The 14,009-nt window shown below is 69.2% G+C and carries 15 protein-coding genes and 1 pseudogene; 14 read left to right on the forward strand and 2 right to left on the reverse strand.

Going from position 1 to position 14,009, the window contains the following annotated elements:
• Positions 1–140: 140 nt before the first annotated feature.
• The 9 genes from rplS (at position 141) to SACGLDRAFT_RS05090 (ending at position 8,177) form a co-directional block, all read left to right on the forward strand.
• Entirely contained in the window at positions 141–500 is a 360-nt protein-coding gene (gene rplS / locus SACGLDRAFT_RS05050) for a 50S ribosomal protein L19 (protein ID WP_005462310.1), read from the forward strand.
• A gap of 30 nt (positions 501–530) precedes the next feature.
• A complete protein-coding gene (gene lepB, locus SACGLDRAFT_RS05055; protein WP_232284074.1) occupies positions 531–1,523 on the forward strand; it encodes a signal peptidase I in 993 nt (330 codons plus the stop codon).
• 5 nt (positions 1,524–1,528) lie between these two features.
• Positions 1,529–2,368, forward strand: a complete 840-nt coding sequence (locus SACGLDRAFT_RS05060; protein WP_040918578.1) for a ribonuclease HII — start codon at positions 1,529–1,531, stop codon at positions 2,366–2,368.
• Positions 2,365–2,688 carry a DUF2469 domain-containing protein gene (locus SACGLDRAFT_RS05065; protein ID WP_005462313.1) on the forward strand — a complete coding sequence of 108 codons (324 nt, stop codon included), beginning with the start codon at positions 2,365–2,367 and terminating at the stop codon, positions 2,686–2,688. Before SACGLDRAFT_RS05060 ends, SACGLDRAFT_RS05065 begins: the two co-directional genes overlap by 4 nt.
• Positions 2,689–2,874: 186 nt before the next feature.
• A complete protein-coding gene (locus SACGLDRAFT_RS05070; protein WP_157608888.1) occupies positions 2,875–3,276 on the forward strand; it encodes a YraN family protein in 402 nt (133 codons plus the stop codon).
• Complete coding sequence (locus SACGLDRAFT_RS05075) at positions 3,277–4,788, forward strand: YifB family Mg chelatase-like AAA ATPase (protein ID WP_005462316.1); 1,512 nt, start codon at positions 3,277–3,279, stop codon at positions 4,786–4,788. It begins immediately after the preceding gene.
• Complete coding sequence (gene dprA, locus SACGLDRAFT_RS05080) at positions 4,785–5,918, forward strand: DNA-processing protein DprA (RefSeq protein WP_005462317.1); 1,134 nt, start codon at positions 4,785–4,787, stop codon at positions 5,916–5,918. Before SACGLDRAFT_RS05075 ends, dprA begins: the two co-directional genes overlap by 4 nt.
• A 95-nt stretch (positions 5,919–6,013) precedes the next feature.
• The gene (locus SACGLDRAFT_RS05085; protein ID WP_232284076.1) at positions 6,014–7,033 is read left to right on the forward strand and encodes a tyrosine recombinase XerC; all 1,020 of its coding nucleotides are present in this window, start codon (positions 6,014–6,016) and stop codon (positions 7,031–7,033) included.
• Positions 7,005–8,177 carry a FliA/WhiG family RNA polymerase sigma factor gene (locus tag SACGLDRAFT_RS05090; RefSeq protein WP_040918582.1) on the forward strand — a complete coding sequence of 391 codons (1,173 nt, stop codon included), beginning with the start codon at positions 7,005–7,007 and terminating at the stop codon, positions 8,175–8,177. Before SACGLDRAFT_RS05085 ends, SACGLDRAFT_RS05090 begins: the two co-directional genes overlap by 29 nt.
• Before the next feature lie 48 nt (positions 8,178–8,225).
• Here SACGLDRAFT_RS05090 and SACGLDRAFT_RS21780 read toward each other — a convergent pair.
• Positions 8,226–8,789, reverse strand: a pseudogene (locus SACGLDRAFT_RS21780) (murein hydrolase activator EnvC family protein); the annotation flags it as partial.
• Between the two features lie 372 nt (positions 8,790–9,161).
• On the opposite strand from SACGLDRAFT_RS21780, the gene rpsB reads away from it, so the two are divergent.
• The 5 genes from rpsB to SACGLDRAFT_RS05115 all read left to right on the forward strand — a co-directional run bounded on the left by rpsB (position 9,162) and on the right by SACGLDRAFT_RS05115 (position 13,151).
• Positions 9,162–9,992, forward strand: coding sequence for a 30S ribosomal protein S2 (gene rpsB / locus SACGLDRAFT_RS05095; protein WP_005462320.1), 831 nt, complete (start codon positions 9,162–9,164; stop codon positions 9,990–9,992).
• A 42-nt stretch (positions 9,993–10,034) separates the two neighbouring features.
• Positions 10,035–10,853, forward strand: a complete 819-nt coding sequence (gene tsf, locus SACGLDRAFT_RS05100) for a translation elongation factor Ts (RefSeq protein ID WP_005462321.1) — start codon at positions 10,035–10,037, stop codon at positions 10,851–10,853.
• A 101-nt stretch (positions 10,854–10,954) separates the two neighbouring features.
• Positions 10,955–11,704: a UMP kinase gene (gene pyrH / locus SACGLDRAFT_RS05105; RefSeq protein WP_005462322.1), complete on the forward strand. Its 750-nt coding sequence runs from the start codon at positions 10,955–10,957 to the stop codon at positions 11,702–11,704.
• Between the two features lie 2 nt (positions 11,705–11,706).
• A complete protein-coding gene (gene frr, locus SACGLDRAFT_RS05110; RefSeq protein ID WP_005462323.1) occupies positions 11,707–12,264 on the forward strand; it encodes a ribosome recycling factor in 558 nt (185 codons plus the stop codon).
• On the forward strand, positions 12,264–13,151 hold the full coding sequence (locus tag SACGLDRAFT_RS05115) for a phosphatidate cytidylyltransferase (protein ID WP_005462337.1): 888 nt from the start codon (positions 12,264–12,266) through the stop codon (positions 13,149–13,151). The genes frr and SACGLDRAFT_RS05115 overlap by 1 nt, the downstream gene beginning before the upstream one ends.
• Positions 13,152–13,160: 9 nt before the next feature.
• Here the strand turns inward: SACGLDRAFT_RS05115 and SACGLDRAFT_RS05120 are convergent, their stop codons facing one another.
• On the reverse strand, positions 13,161–14,003 hold the full coding sequence (locus SACGLDRAFT_RS05120; RefSeq protein ID WP_005462339.1) for a VOC family protein: 843 nt from the start codon (positions 14,001–14,003) through the stop codon (positions 13,161–13,163).
• Positions 14,004–14,009: the final 6 nt, after the last annotated feature.

Genomic DNA, 14,009 nt, shown 5'->3' on the forward strand with positions numbered 1-14,009 from the left:
CGTCTGCAATACTTGCGAGGTTGGCGCGACCGGTTCACGCGCCGAAGCTCCTGGGCCGCCTGCCGTCGGTGATACCGGCTGACTGGCGCGCGCCCGGACAAGTGAAGCCACATGCCACACAAGGACGAGGACGGACACCGATGAACACCCTGGACGCGTTGGACGCTCAGTCGCTGCGTTCTGACATCCCCTACTTCCGCCCGGGCGACACGCTGAAGGTTCACGTCCGCGTCATCGAGGGCAACCGCGAGCGCAACCAGGTGTTCGAGGGCGTGGTCATCCGCCGGCAGGGCGGTGGCATCCGCGAGACCTTCACCGTGCGCAAGGTCTCCTTCGGTGTCGGCGTCGAGCGGACCTTCCCGGTGCACTCGCCGAACATCGCCAAGATCGAGGTCGTCCGCCGCGGTGACGTGCGTCGTGCGAAGCTGTACTACCTGCGTGATCTTCGCGGCAAGGCCGCCAAGATCAAGGAGCGCCGGGAAACCCCCTCTGCCTCGTGAGTAGTCGGCCGACTACCGTAGTCTGACGACGTGGTGGAGTCAGTGCCCTCGAACGCTGCGGAAGACGAGCCGGATCGCCCTGAGGACGACAAGGAGTCGAGAGCGTCTTCGGACGCCTCCTCGGCCTCGTCGGCTCCGGGCGATTCGTCGTCTTCCGGGGCCGGTGAGGGAGATACGCGGTCGGCCAAGCGAAACAAGCAGCGTTCCTTCTGGAAAGAGCTGCCCATTCTCATCGTCGTCGCGCTCGTGCTGGCGTTTCTGATCCAGCAGTTCGTCGCGCGGGTCTACATGATCCCGTCGGGCTCGATGGAGAAGACGTTGCACGGCTGTCCGGGCTGCACACCGGACCGCATCCTCGTCGACAAGGTCACCTACCACTTCACCGATCCCGCTCCGGGTGACGTGGTGGTGTTCCGTGGCCCGGACGCGTGGGTGGAGGACGACCCGCCGAGCGAGTCGTCGGACAACCCCATCGCGAGCTTCTTCCAGAACATCGGTTCGGTGTTCGGGCTCGCGCCGCCCGACGAGCGTGACTTCGTCAAGCGCATCATCGCCACCGGCGGGCAGACGGTCGAGTGCTGCGACGACCGGAACCGTGTCATGGTCGACGGCAAGCCGCTGGACGAGCCGTACATCTACTGGCAGGGCGGCAAGGCCGAGCAGCGGGAGTTCGGCCCGGTGAAAGTGCCCGAGAACACCGTGTGGGTGATGGGCGACAACCGCAACAACTCGTCCGACTCGCGGTTCCAGGGCGGTGGCGGTGAGCGCGGGGCCGTGCCCGTGGAGAACATCATCGGCAAGGCCCGTCTGATCGTTCTGCCGCCGTCTCGTTGGGCCGTGGTGAGCGACCACAACCCGCAGGAAGCCTCCGAGCAGAACGCGGCCCTGAGCGCCCCCGCGTGGCAACAGGGCCTGCCCCTGGCCGCGGGCGCGCTCGCGGCGTGGCCCACACTGTTCGTGAGCCGCAAAATCGGCTCGGGAGTGCGCCGATGGGTGTCGAGGCGCCGCGGACGGGAGCGATAGCTGCAGTGAGCGCCAACAGCGTGAGCGTGCTTCGTCCACCTCGCGCCGTCATCCGTGGCGACACGGCGTGGGCGTTGCAGTCGGCCCTCGACCGACGGGGCCTGGGCCCCGTGGCCGGCGTGGACGAGGCCGGTCGTGGTGCCTGCGCGGGTCCGTTGGTGGTCGCCGCGTGCGTGCTGCGGCCCCGTGACGCGTCCCGGTTCGCCGAGCTCACGGACTCGAAGCTGCTCACCCCGCTCGCTCGGGACCGCGTGTACGAGCGAGTCGTGCGACGGGCACTGGACTACTCGATCGTCGTCATCCCTCCCGCCGAGGTGGACGCACACGGCATCCACGTCACCAACATCGAGGGCATGCGCAGGGCCGTGGCCGGGTTGTCGGTACGTCCGGGATACGTGCTGATCGACGGCTTCCGGGTGCCGGGACTGCCCGCCCCGAGCGTGCCGGTGATCAAGGGCGACCGCGCGGTGGCGTGCGTGGCCGCGGCGTCCGTGCTCGCGAAGGTGACGAGGGACCGGATCATGGCGGGGCTGCACACCGAGTACCCGGTGTACGGATTCGACGTCCACAAGGGATACACGACCGCGGAGCACGGTGCCGCCCTGGCCGAACACGGCCCGTGTGAGGTGCACCGATGGTCGTTCACGAACGTGGCTTCCGCGGGGGCGGCGCACGGGATGCGGCCGCCTCGGCGGGTGCTGTTGAGTTTCGCCGCGTTGCAGGCGGGCGCGGTGGCTGGTACGCATCCCGCGGCGGGAGCTGCCGAGACGGCGGCGGTGAGCGAGAATGGAGCTTCTGCCGACGACGGGTTGCAAGGCGCGCGAGGAGGGGCTCGGGTTTCATGAGCGCAGAGGATCTCGAGAAATACGAGACCGAGATGGAGCTGTCGCTGTACCGGGAGTACCGCGACATCGTCGGCCAGTTCTCGTACGTCGTGGAGACGGAACGGCGTTTCTACCTGGCCAACGCCGTGGACGTGCAGGTACGCGACAGCGGCGGCGACGTGTACTTCGAGGTGCGGATGTCGGATGCCTGGGTGTGGGACATGTACCGTCCCGCGCGCTTCGTGAAGAACGTCCGGGTGATCACGTTCAAGGACGTCAACGTCGAGGAGCTCGTCAAGCCGGAGTTGCAGCTTCCGGAGGACGGGCCGTTCGGGGCCTGAATCGTCCGTGACGGGCACGTAGCGCGTTCGGGTGCTGTCCGTCCGCGTGCGAGGGAGTTGTCCACAGGAACCCGGTTGTCCACAGCCTCGCCGTGGTGAGCTGGTTGCCCCCGTGGTCGTGCTGGCAGCGTGAGTGCCGGCAACGAACGACCATCGGGGGTGACGAGAGTGAGCGCGGTGCACGCGGTGAGGCCCGGCGGCCGGACACGGGTGTCGGCCGAGGTGGAGAAGGCCGGGCGTTCGGCGCTGCTCGGGCGACGTGGGGAGGAGCTTGCCGCCGACTATCTTCGGCGCCGCGGTTTGGTCGTGCTGGAGCGCAACTGGCGTTGTCGGGAGGGCGAGCTCGATCTCCTCGCCACCGACGGCCGAACACTGATCGTGTGTGAGGTCAAGACCCGGTCGGGCCGAAGCCACGGAACTCCCGCCGAAGCCGTCACGCCGGAGAAACGCGACCGTATCCGAAGCCTCACCCTGCGCTGGTTGGCTGCCAGGAGGGTGGCGTGGTGCCCGCTGCGGTTCGACGTCATCGCCATCGAGTGCCCGCCGGGGCGGGAGCCGGTCCTGCGGCACGTGGTGGGGGCGTTCTGAATGGCCCTCGCGCGAAGTTGGTCCATCGCCCTGCTCGGTATCGAGGGGCGGTTGGTGGAGATCGAGGCGGACATCGGCGCGGGGATGCCGGGAACGAAGCTGGTGGGGCTCCCCGACCCCGGTCTGCGGGAAGCGAAGGATCGGGTGCGGACAGCGGTCCGCAACAGCCGTTACGCCTGGCCCGACACCAACGTCACGCTGGGGCTCTCGCCCGCGAACCTGCCCAAGGTGGGGTCTTCGTACGACCTCGGTATCGCCGTGGCGGTGCTCGCGGCGTCGGGGATCGTCCCCGGCGGGGAACTCGGTGGCACCGTCCTGCTGGGCGAACTGGCGTTGGACGGTCGGCTGCGCCCGGTGTCGGGGGTCCTGCCCGCCCTCCTGGCGGCTCGGCGGCTCGGTCACCGCCGCGCCGTCGTCCCCGTCGAATGCGTACCGGAGGCAGCGCTCGTCGACGGTGTCGAGGTCCTGGGCGCTCCCGCGTTGACCGACGTCGTCGAGTGGCTGCGCCACGAGGGCGAGTTGGTGCGTCCCGACGTTCCCGAGGTCGGTCACGTCGAGCCCGTTCCGGACCTGGCGGACGTGGTGGGACAGCCCGAGGCCCGATGGGCTCTGGAGGTCGCCGCCGCGGGCGGGCACCACGTTCTGCTGACCGGCCCTCCCGGCACGGGCAAGACGATGCTCGCCACCCGGCTTCCCGGACTGCTGCCCCCGCTGTCGAGGGACGAGGCGCTGGAGGTGGCGGCCGTCCGCTCGGTGGATGGATCACTCAGCCGGTCGGCGCCTCTTCCCACGGTGCCACCGTTCGTCGCGCCGCATCATTCGATTTCGGTGGCGGCGCTCGTGGGAGGCGGCAGTGGTCTCGCGGCGCCCGGAGCCATCAGCAAGGCCCATCGCGGGGTCCTGTTCCTGGACGAGGCCGCCGAGTTCGGGGCCGAGCGCCTGGAGTCCCTTCGGACGGTGTTGGAGGAGGGCGAGGTTCGCATCGCGCGTGCCAAGGGCGTGGTGCGGTACCCGGCGTCGTTCCAGCTCGTGATGGCGAGCAATCCCTGTCCGTGTGCGCCGCCGCGCGAGGTCGACTGCACGTGTACCCCCACGGCACGGCGGCGGTATCTGAGCAGGCTGTCGGGGCCGCTGCTGGACCGGGTAGACCTGCGAGTCCGGATGCGCCCGGTCACGGCCAGGAGGGCTCATGAGGCGTGTCGGCCGGAGACCACCGAGGTGGTGCGGGCCCGCGTCGTGGCGGCTCGGAATCGGGCGGCCGCGCGGTGGGCCGAGCACGGTTGGCGTACCAACGCGGCCGTGCCGGGGCCCGCTCTGTGGCGGGAGTTCGCGCTGCCACGCAGCGCCACGGCGTTGGTCGAGCGGAGCCTCCAACGCGGAGCGATCACGGCTCGGGGCGCCGATCGCTGTCTGCGGGTCGCCTGGACCCTGGCGGATCTCGACGGGGCGGACCGCCCCGAGAGCGACCACGTCGCGGCGGCGTTGGAGTTCCGTGACCGGAGGGCCGCATGAGCACCGACGCCATCAGGACGGCGCGGGCCTACCTGCTTCGCGTCGCCGAGCCGCCCGCGCCCGCGCTCTGGCGGTTCGTCGCCGAGTACGGGCCGATCGACGCGGCTCGCAAGGTGCGTGCGGCCGACGTGCCCGACCGGGTGGCGGCCGAGACCGCCGCCCGGCGGCAACTCGATCTGGCCGAACACGACTTGGAATTCGGCGCCGCGCGAGGTGCTCGGCTGGTGATCCCCGAGGACGACGAATGGCCCGCGTGGCCGCTGTTGTCGCTCGAAGTCGCTACCGGTCGTGGCGTCGAGGGGATGGCACCCCCGCTGGCGTTGTGGGTGCGGGGCGAAGCCGTGCTCGACGACGTGCTTTCCGACGCGGTGGCCATCGTCGGTGCCCGCGCCGCGACCGACTACGGCGAGAGCACGGCGACCGAGTTCGCCTACGAGCTCTCCGGTGCCGGGACGACCGTCGTGTCGGGTGCGGCCTACGGCATCGACGGCGCGGCCCATCGGGGAGCCCTCGCGGCCGGGGGAGTCACGGTCGCCGTGCTCGGCTGTGGGCTCGACGTGGGATATCCCGCGGGCCATGTCGGGTTGCTCAATCGCGTGGCGCAGCGCGGTGCCGTGGTCTCGGAGTATCCGCCGAACACCCAGCCGGCACGGCACCGCTTCCTGGTACGCAACCGCCTGCTGGCCGCCTTGACAGCCGGGACGGTGGTCGTCGAGGCGGGGCGTCGCAGCGGAGCCCGCAACACGGCCACCACCGCGGGACTGCTCGGCAAGGCGGTCATGGCGGTTCCGGGGCCGATCACGTCGGCGTCGTCCGTGGGATGTCATCAACTCGTCAGGGACTCGCGGGCCACGCTGGTCGCCTCCGTGGCCGACGTGGTGGAGACCGTGGGCAGGTTGGGCAGCGGTCTCACCCGACACGGTGACGGGCCGCGGCGGCGTACGGACGATCTCGACCCGGAATCCCTGCGTGTGTTCGAGGCCCTGCCCGCCCGAGGCGGTCGCTCGCCCGAGGCGATCGCCACCGAGTCGGGTGTCGGCCTCCGGCGCGTGCGTGCGGTGCTTCCCACGTTGGAGCTCGCCGGTTTGGCGGAGCGGTGCGACGAGGGCTGGAAGCAGCGAAACGCGTGAGTCGGAAGCCGGCGTCGAGGGGATGACGATCACGATCCAGGTCTTGGGCGTGGCGATGCTTGACTGGGTGGTGCCCGGCAGCGCAGCGTCAGAATATGACGACGAAGCGTCCTCACCGCGGAGGCGGCAGGTCCGTCGTGGAGCGGCTGCGCTGCGCTCTCCCGCACCCCGTCACCGAGGTGGTGGACGATTACGAGGAGCATCTGCGTGACGAACGGGGGCTGTCGCAGCACACCGTCCGGGCGTACCTCGGGGACGTCGTCTCGCTCTTGGCGTTCCTCCACGGGGTGACGCCGGACGACGAGCGTGACGAGCAGCCTCCCACTTCCGACGGACCCGCGCGACTCGGAACACTCGACGTCGGGGTGCTTCGGGCCTGGCTGGCTCGGCAACGCGAGCAAGGCCGCAGCCGCACCACGTTGGCGAGGCGGGCGGCATCGGCGAGGACATTCACCGCATGGGCGTACCGGCGGGGGTTGCTGGAGTCCGACCCCGGTGCTCGGCTGGCCGCTCCGCGTCCGCACCGCACGCTTCCCGGCGTGCTCCGGCAGGACGAGGCCGCCGAACTCATGCAGGTCACCGCGTTGGGAGCCGAGGACGGGCATCCCATCGCGCTACGCGATCACGCTCTGATCGAGTTGCTGTATGCCACAGGTGTGCGAATCTCAGAACTGTGCGGACTCGACATCGACGACGTTGACTTCGAACGTCGGGTCGTCCGCGTCCTGGGAAAGGGGAGGAAACAACGAATGGTGCCGTTCGGCCTGCCTGCGGAGCGTGCGCTCCGGTCGTGGCTGAGGCAGGGACGCCCGACCGTGGCGACTCATGACTCCGGTCCGGCGCTCTTCCTCGGTGCTCGGGGTGGGCGGGTGAATCCGCGAACGGTACGCCGAGTCGTGCACGAGGCCGTGGCCGCCGTGCCCGGCGCTGCCGACATCGGCCCGCACGGGCTGCGGCACTCCGCGGCGACCCACATGCTCGACGGTGGCGCCGATCTTCGCAGCGTTCAGGAACTGCTCGGTCACGCTACGCTGGCCACGACGCAGCTCTACACTCACGTGACAGTCGAGCGGCTGAAGGCGATCCATGACCAGACCCACCCCCGTGCCCGGTGAGGCCGCCACTGCCGAGGCGGGCGCAGCGGTTCCGCCACAGGACGGGCGGGGAGGCGGGAAGGTCATGACCGCGGCCCAGACCGAGGACGCCTGTGCCCCCATCCCCGTCGGCGACCGCTCGACCGAACCCTCCGGAGTGCCGGCCGCCGAGCCCGTCGCCGTGGACTCGGTCGGCGGGGCCACCGCTGTCGGCCCCGCTGCGGAGGTCGAGGGCGGAGACGTCGCCGAGCCGGTCGTCGACCCGGTCACGGAGCCGGGTATTGAGGCCTCCGCCGAGCCGATCGCCGACCTCGCCCCGGACCTCCCCGTCGAGCCGGTCGCCGAGTCGCTCGTCAACGAGCCCTCCGCCGACTCGGCTGTGGAGCCCTCCGCCGAACCGGCCGAGTCGACCATCGAGGCGCTGTGGCGGCAGTTCACGCGTTCCCCGAGCCAACAGGTGCGCGACCGTCTCGTCCTTCACTACGCCCCGCTGGTCAAGTACGTCGCGGGTCGGGTCGGCACGGGGCTGCCCACCCACATCGACGTGGCAGACCTCATCCAGTCGGGCATCTTCGGCCTGGTCGACGCCATCGAGAAGTTCGACCCCGACCGTGGCCTGCGGTTCGAGACGTACGCCATGCAACGCATCCGCGGCGCGATCCTCGACGACCTCCGCTCGCAGGACTGGGTACCGCGCGTGGTGCGCAGCAGGGCTCGGGAGGTCGAGCGTGCCCACGAACGGCTCGGCGCCCGACTGCATCGCACACCGACCGACGCGGAGGTCGCGGCCGAACTCGGCATTTCCCTTCGGGAGCTGCGCGACCTGTACAGCCAGCTCAGGCTGACGAGCGTGCTCGCGCTCGACGACCTCATGGGGTCGAACAAGGACAACAACATGGGCTCGCCCGCCGACACGCTGCCGGACGAGGACGCGGTGGACCCCGCCGCCGTGCTGGTCGACCGGGACAACCGCAAACAACTCGCCGAGGCCATCGCCCAGCTCAACGAGCGCGACCGCATCGTGGTGAGCCTCTACTACTTCGAGAACCTCACGCTCGCCGAGATCGGCAAGGTCCTGGGGGTCACGGAGTCGCGGGTGAGCCAGTTGCACACCCGAGCCGTGCTGCGACTGCGCGCCAAGCTGGTCGAGAACGCCGGGTCGTGACGCGGCCTTCCCGCGTCCGGCGGGCCGGGGTGACAGGAGCGTGTCCACCCAGGGCTTGAGCCGGAGGCCCGAGTCCGGAACGACGAGTCGGAGCGGATCGAGGTACTCGCTTCCGCGTCGTACTCCCCAGTGCAGGCACGCTTCCGTGGGGCAGCCGGGATGCCCGCCGGTCACCGTTCCGATGGGCTGACCACGGTGCACGTGCTCGCCAGCCGAGACCTTCCGTTCCACCGGTTCGTACGTCGTACGTAGCCCGCCGGCGTGGTCGATCGAGACGACTCCGCGCCCGGCCACGCGGCCCGCGAACACCACGGTCCCCTCGGCCGCTGCCAGCACCTCCCGCCCCGGCTCGGCCGCGAGGTCGACGCCGCGGTGACCGGGACCGTAGGGGCCGGGTGGTCGGTCGAACACTCGTACCACCGAAGGGCGTCCCCGCAACGGCCACGAGAACCGGGGTGGCTCGGCGCGCGGGCCCGTCGCGGAGTACGTGTCGGTCCGTTCCGCCCACGATCCGGCGACGCCCGATCCGGTCACGATCGTCGCCGTCACCACGGCGAACAGGAGCGCGCCGACCAGCACGGCTGACGGCGCCCGTGTGAGTGCGGGGCTCATGAGGACAGCGTCGGTGGGGCGGGAGCGCGGGGAAAGAAGGAGCACCGACGCTGTGGACAACTCGGTGGAGGTCCTCCGTAGCGGCCCCCGCCCTGTGGACAAGTGGCCGCCGAGTCGAGCTCCGAGCAGGTGGCCGCGTACACTGACTGGCGCAGTCTGTGCTCGCACAGCTGACTTCGCGTGCGCGTGCCGCTCCGCTCGCCAATGGCTTGCCCGATGGTGAACGGCGCACGGGCGCCCGGCGGTCTCCCGGATGTCGCGGGAGTCCGGGTGCTCGCACGGCACCAGGGCGGAGGACCACCCGGCCTCCGCGACAACCGGCCACGCGCGCCTTCCGGGCGCGCTCGAGACAGAAGAGGTGCGAATCCGGCCATGGCCGTCGTCACCATGAAGCAGTTGCTCGACTCCGGCGTGCACTTCGGGCACCAGACTCGCCGCTGGAACCCGAAGATGAAGCGCTACATCCTCACCGAGCGCAACGGCATCTACATCATCGACCTGCAGCAGACGCTGTCCTACATCGACCGCGCCTTCGAGTTCGTGAAGGAGACGGTCGCCCACGGCGGCACGATCCTGTTCGTCGGTACCAAGAAGCAGGCCCAGGAGGCCATCGCCAACGAGGCGCTGCGTGTCGGCATGCCCTACGTCAACCAGCGCTGGCTGGGCGGCATGCTGACCAACTTCCAGACCGTGCACAAGCGCCTTCAGCGGCTCAAGGAGCTGGAGTCGCAGGAGCAGACCGGCGGTTTCCAGGGCCTGACGAAGCGCGAGATCCTGACGCTCACCCGTGAGAAGGACAAGCTGGAGCGGACCCTCGGCGGTATCCGCGACATGTCCAAGGTGCCCAGCGCCGTGTGGATCGTGGACACCAAGAAGGAGCACATCGCCGTCAAGGAGGCGCGCAAGCTCAACATCCCGGTCGTCGCGATCCTCGACACCAACTGCGACCCGGACGAGGTCGACTACCCGATCCCCGGCAACGACGACGCCATCCGCTCGGCGGCTCTGCTCACCAAGGTGGTCGCCGAGGCCGCGGCCGCGGGCCTGATGGCGCGGTCCGGACGCAACAGCGCCGCCGCCGAGGGTGAGGACAAGCCCGCCGTGGCGACGGACGAGCCGCTTCCGGAGTGGGAGCAGGAGCTGCTGGCCGGCTCCGAAGCCGCGGGCTCGGAGCAGTCGAGCGAGCAGACCTCCGCCTCCTGACCTCTTTCACCGCGTACCGCACGAAGGAACGGACAACGCACGATGGCTAACTACACCGCGGCAGACGTCAAGCGCCTCCGCGAGCTCACGGGCTCGGGCATGATGGACTGCAAGAAGGCCCTGGAGGAGACCGACGGCGACTTCGACAAGGCCGTTGAGCACCTGCGTATCAAGGGCGCCAAGGACGTCGGCAAGCGTGCCGAGCGGGCCACCGCCGAGGGACTCGTCGCCGGTGACGGTGGCGTGCTGATCGAGCTCAACTCGGAGACCGACTTCGTCGCGAAGAACGAGGAGTTCGGCGCTCTGGCCGACAAGATCGTCGAGGTCGCGAAGAAGCTGCGCACCAGCGACGTGGAGCAGCTCAAGGGCGCCGAGATCGAGGACGGTAAGACCGTCGCCGAGGCGATCCAGGAGCTGTCGGCCAAGATCGGTGAGAAGCTGGAACTGCGGCGCGTGGTCAGCTTCGAGGGCCAAGTCAACACCTACCTGCACCGTCGTGGTGCGGGTCTGCCCCCGGCGGTCGGTGTGCTGGTCGAGTACACCGGCGACAACGCCGACGCGGCTCGTACCGCCGCTTTGCAGGTCGCGGCGCTCAAGCCGAAGTACCTCACCCGTGACGAGGTTCCCGCCGACGTCGTCGAGAACGAGCGTCGGATCGCCGAGCAGACCGCCCGCGAGGAAGGCAAGCCCGAGCGCGCCCTGCCGAAGATCATCGAGGGCAAGGTCAACGCCTTCTTCAAGGACGTCGTGCTGCTGGAGCAGCCGTCGGTCACGGACAACAAGAAGACGGTGAAGGCACTGCTCGACGAGGCGGGTGTGACCGTCACCCGGTTCGCACGTTTCGAGGTGGGCCAGGCGTAGCCTGCCTGTCCGGCAGTTGTGCCCCGTCTCCCGCCAGTTCAGGAGGCGGGGCACAGTTGTGAGAAACGACGGCACCTAGCACTACAGCGGGCGGAGGCGAGATGAACGAGGACGATAACGCCGGGTCAGGGCACGGTTACCGGCGAGTGTTGCTGAAACTGGGCGGCGAGATGTTCGGCGGCGGCTCCGTCGGTGTCGACCCTGATGTGGTGCACTCGATAGCGGTGCAGATCGCCGACGTCGTGCGTAACGGCGTGCAGGTGGCTGTCGTCATCGGGGGTGGCAACTTCTTCCGCGGTGCGGAGCTGTCGCAGCGTGGGCTCGACCGCGACCGTGCCGACTACATGGCCATGCTGGGCACGGTCATGAACTCCCTGGCGCTTCAGGACTTCCTGGAGAAGGAAGGCGTACCCACCAGGGTGCAGACGGCGATCACGATGGGCCAGGTCGCCGAACCCTACATTCCCCGTCGTGCCGAGCGGCACCTCGAAAAGGGCCGTGTAGTGATCTTCGGTGCGGGAACTGGTATGCCGTACTTCTCGACCGACACCGCCGCGGCTCAGCGCGCCCTGGAGATCGGCTGCGACGTGGTGTTGATGGCCAAGGCCGTCGACGGCGTCTACACCGCGGACCCGCGCGTCGATCCGAGCGCGAAGCTGTTCGACGAGATCACCCACCGCGAGGTCCTGGAACAGGGACTCAAGGTCGCCGACGCAACGGCCTTCAGCCTGTGCATGGACAACAACATGCCGATCATCGTGTTCAACCTCCTCGTCGAGGGCAACATCGCTCGTGCGGTGAGTGGTGAGAGGATCGGCACATTGGTCAGTACACCCACACATCTGGAGTAGCCGTGATCGACGAGACCCTCTTCGACGCCGAAGAAAAAATGGAGAAAGCGGTCTCCTTCGCCAAGGAGGACTTGGCTTCGGTGCGCACCGGCAGGGCGACTCCCGCGATGTTCTCGCGCATCGTCGTCGAGTACTACGGTGCTCCCACGCCTCTCAACCAGCTTGCGAGCATCACCATTCCCGAGGCCCGCATGGCCGTCGTCAAGCCGTACGACGCCTCGCAGCTCGCCACGATCGAGAAGGCGATCAGGGACTCCGACCTCGGTGTCAACCCCACCAACGACGGCAACATCATCCGGGTGGTGATTCCCCAGCTGACGGAGGAACGCCGCAAGGAGATGGTGAAGGTCGCCAAGAGCAAGGGCGAGGAAGCTCGCGTCTCCATCCGTAGCGTTCGCCGGAAGGCCAAGGAGGAGCTCGACCGGATCGCCAAGGACGGCGAGGCCGGCGAGGACGAGGTCGCCAGGGCGGAGAAGGAGCTGCAGAACCTGACGGACCGCTACGTCCACCAGGTCGACGAGCTCGTTAAGAACAAGGAAGCCGAGCTCCTCGAGGTCTGATGACAACTGTGAGCGACCAGGGGGAGCGCGAGAGCGCGGCCGAACCCGATGGGTCGGAGGAACCGGGCAAGAAACCGTCCAGGGCCGGGCGGGATCTGCCTGCCGCCATCACCGTCGCGGTCGCGCTGGGCGCGGCGATCCTGGGGTCTTTGTTCACCGTCCGTTACCTGTTCATCGGCATCATCGCGGTAGCGATCGTGGTCGGCACGATCGAGCTTGCCGGTGCCTTCCGTCGAGCGGCGGGTGTGCGAGTCTCGCTGATCCCCGTCCTCGTCGGTGGGCAGGCGATGATCTGGTTGGCATGGCCCTTCGGCCAGCAGGGTGCGGTGACGGCGTTCGTCGTCACCGTGATCGCGTGCTTGCTGTGGCGGTTGCCATCGGGTGCCGACGGCTACCTCCGCGATGTCAGCGCGTCGGTGTTCGCGGCGGCCTACCTGCCGTTGTTCGCGTCGTTCGCGGCGATGCTCGTGCCGCCGGAGGACGGCGTCGGCAGGGTCCTGTCGTTCATGATCGTGGTCGTCGCATGCGACACGGGCGGCTACGTCGCGGGCGTGCTGGGGGGCAGGCATCCGATGGCGCCCACCATCAGCCCGAAGAAGACGTGGGAAGGCTTCGCGGGCTCCTTCACCGCCGGGGTCGTGGGCGGAGCGTTGTCGGTGTCGTTGTTGCTCGACGGCCATGCCTGGCAGGGGGTCGTTTTCGGCGCGGCGATCGTGCTGACGGCGACGCTCGGCGATCTGATGGAGTCGCTCATCAAGCGTGACCTCGGCATCAAGGACATGGGCACCACGCTGCCGGGACACGGTGGGTTGATGGACCGTCTGGACTCCCTGCTGCCCTCGGCCGTCGTGTCGTGGTTGTTGTTGACCGTGTTCGTTCCGGTGTAGGTCGGCGGGTCAGTCGTCGTACGGGTCGTCGACCTCCGCCCGACCCACCCCCAGGTCGACCGGACAGGAGTGGTCGATCACCGCGAACGGCGCTCCGTCCGGATCGGTGAGCAGCGCGGTGCGGCCGAACGGCGTGTCGTAGGGCTCGGTCAGTATCCCGCCGCCGAGCCCGAGCGCCGTCTCGGCGAGCGCGTCCGTGCCCACCGTCGGATCGGTTTCGAAGTAGACGAGCCAGTGGGGCGGCACGGTGGTGTGACCGTCGTCGATGACGCACCGGTAGAGCACGGGCTCGTGGCCGATGCGCCATTCCGCGTAGTCGATGCCCTCGTCGCCGATCTGTTCGCTGGTGAACCCGAACAGGCGGCAGTAGAACTCGTCGGCCGCGAACCCGTCGTGGGTGTTGAGGTCGGCTCCGCTGAACATGCCGGGGAGGCTCGCGCCGAAAAGCCACCCGGAGGGTGGCTGCCAGAACACCACGGGCGCTCCGCTGGGGTCGATGACGTGCAGCACCGTGCCTCGTTCCGGGATGGCGGCCGGTCCGAGCCGTATCGTGCCGCCGAGGTGCTCCACCCGCTGCGCGGTGGCGGTGGCGTTGTTCACCCGGAGGTGGATCGACCAGCCGGTGGGCTGCCCCCGCGTGGCCCGGTAGAGGCCCGCGGCCTGCACGCCGTCACGAAGGGCGATGGAGTAACGACCGTCGCTGCCGACCGGGTCGCGCTTGACGTGGAACTCCCACCCGAACAACGCACCGTAGAAGGCCTGAGCCGTGGAGACGTCCGGGGTGCAGAGTTCGACCCAGCACGGCGTTCCGAGAGGAGAACCGGGCATGGCGGCCGCTGCCCCGAGTGACATGGAACC

Origin of the sequence: Saccharomonospora glauca K62 (genome assembly GCF_000243395.2) — a bacterium.
GTDB lineage: Bacteria > Actinomycetota > Actinomycetes > Mycobacteriales > Pseudonocardiaceae > Saccharomonospora > Saccharomonospora glauca.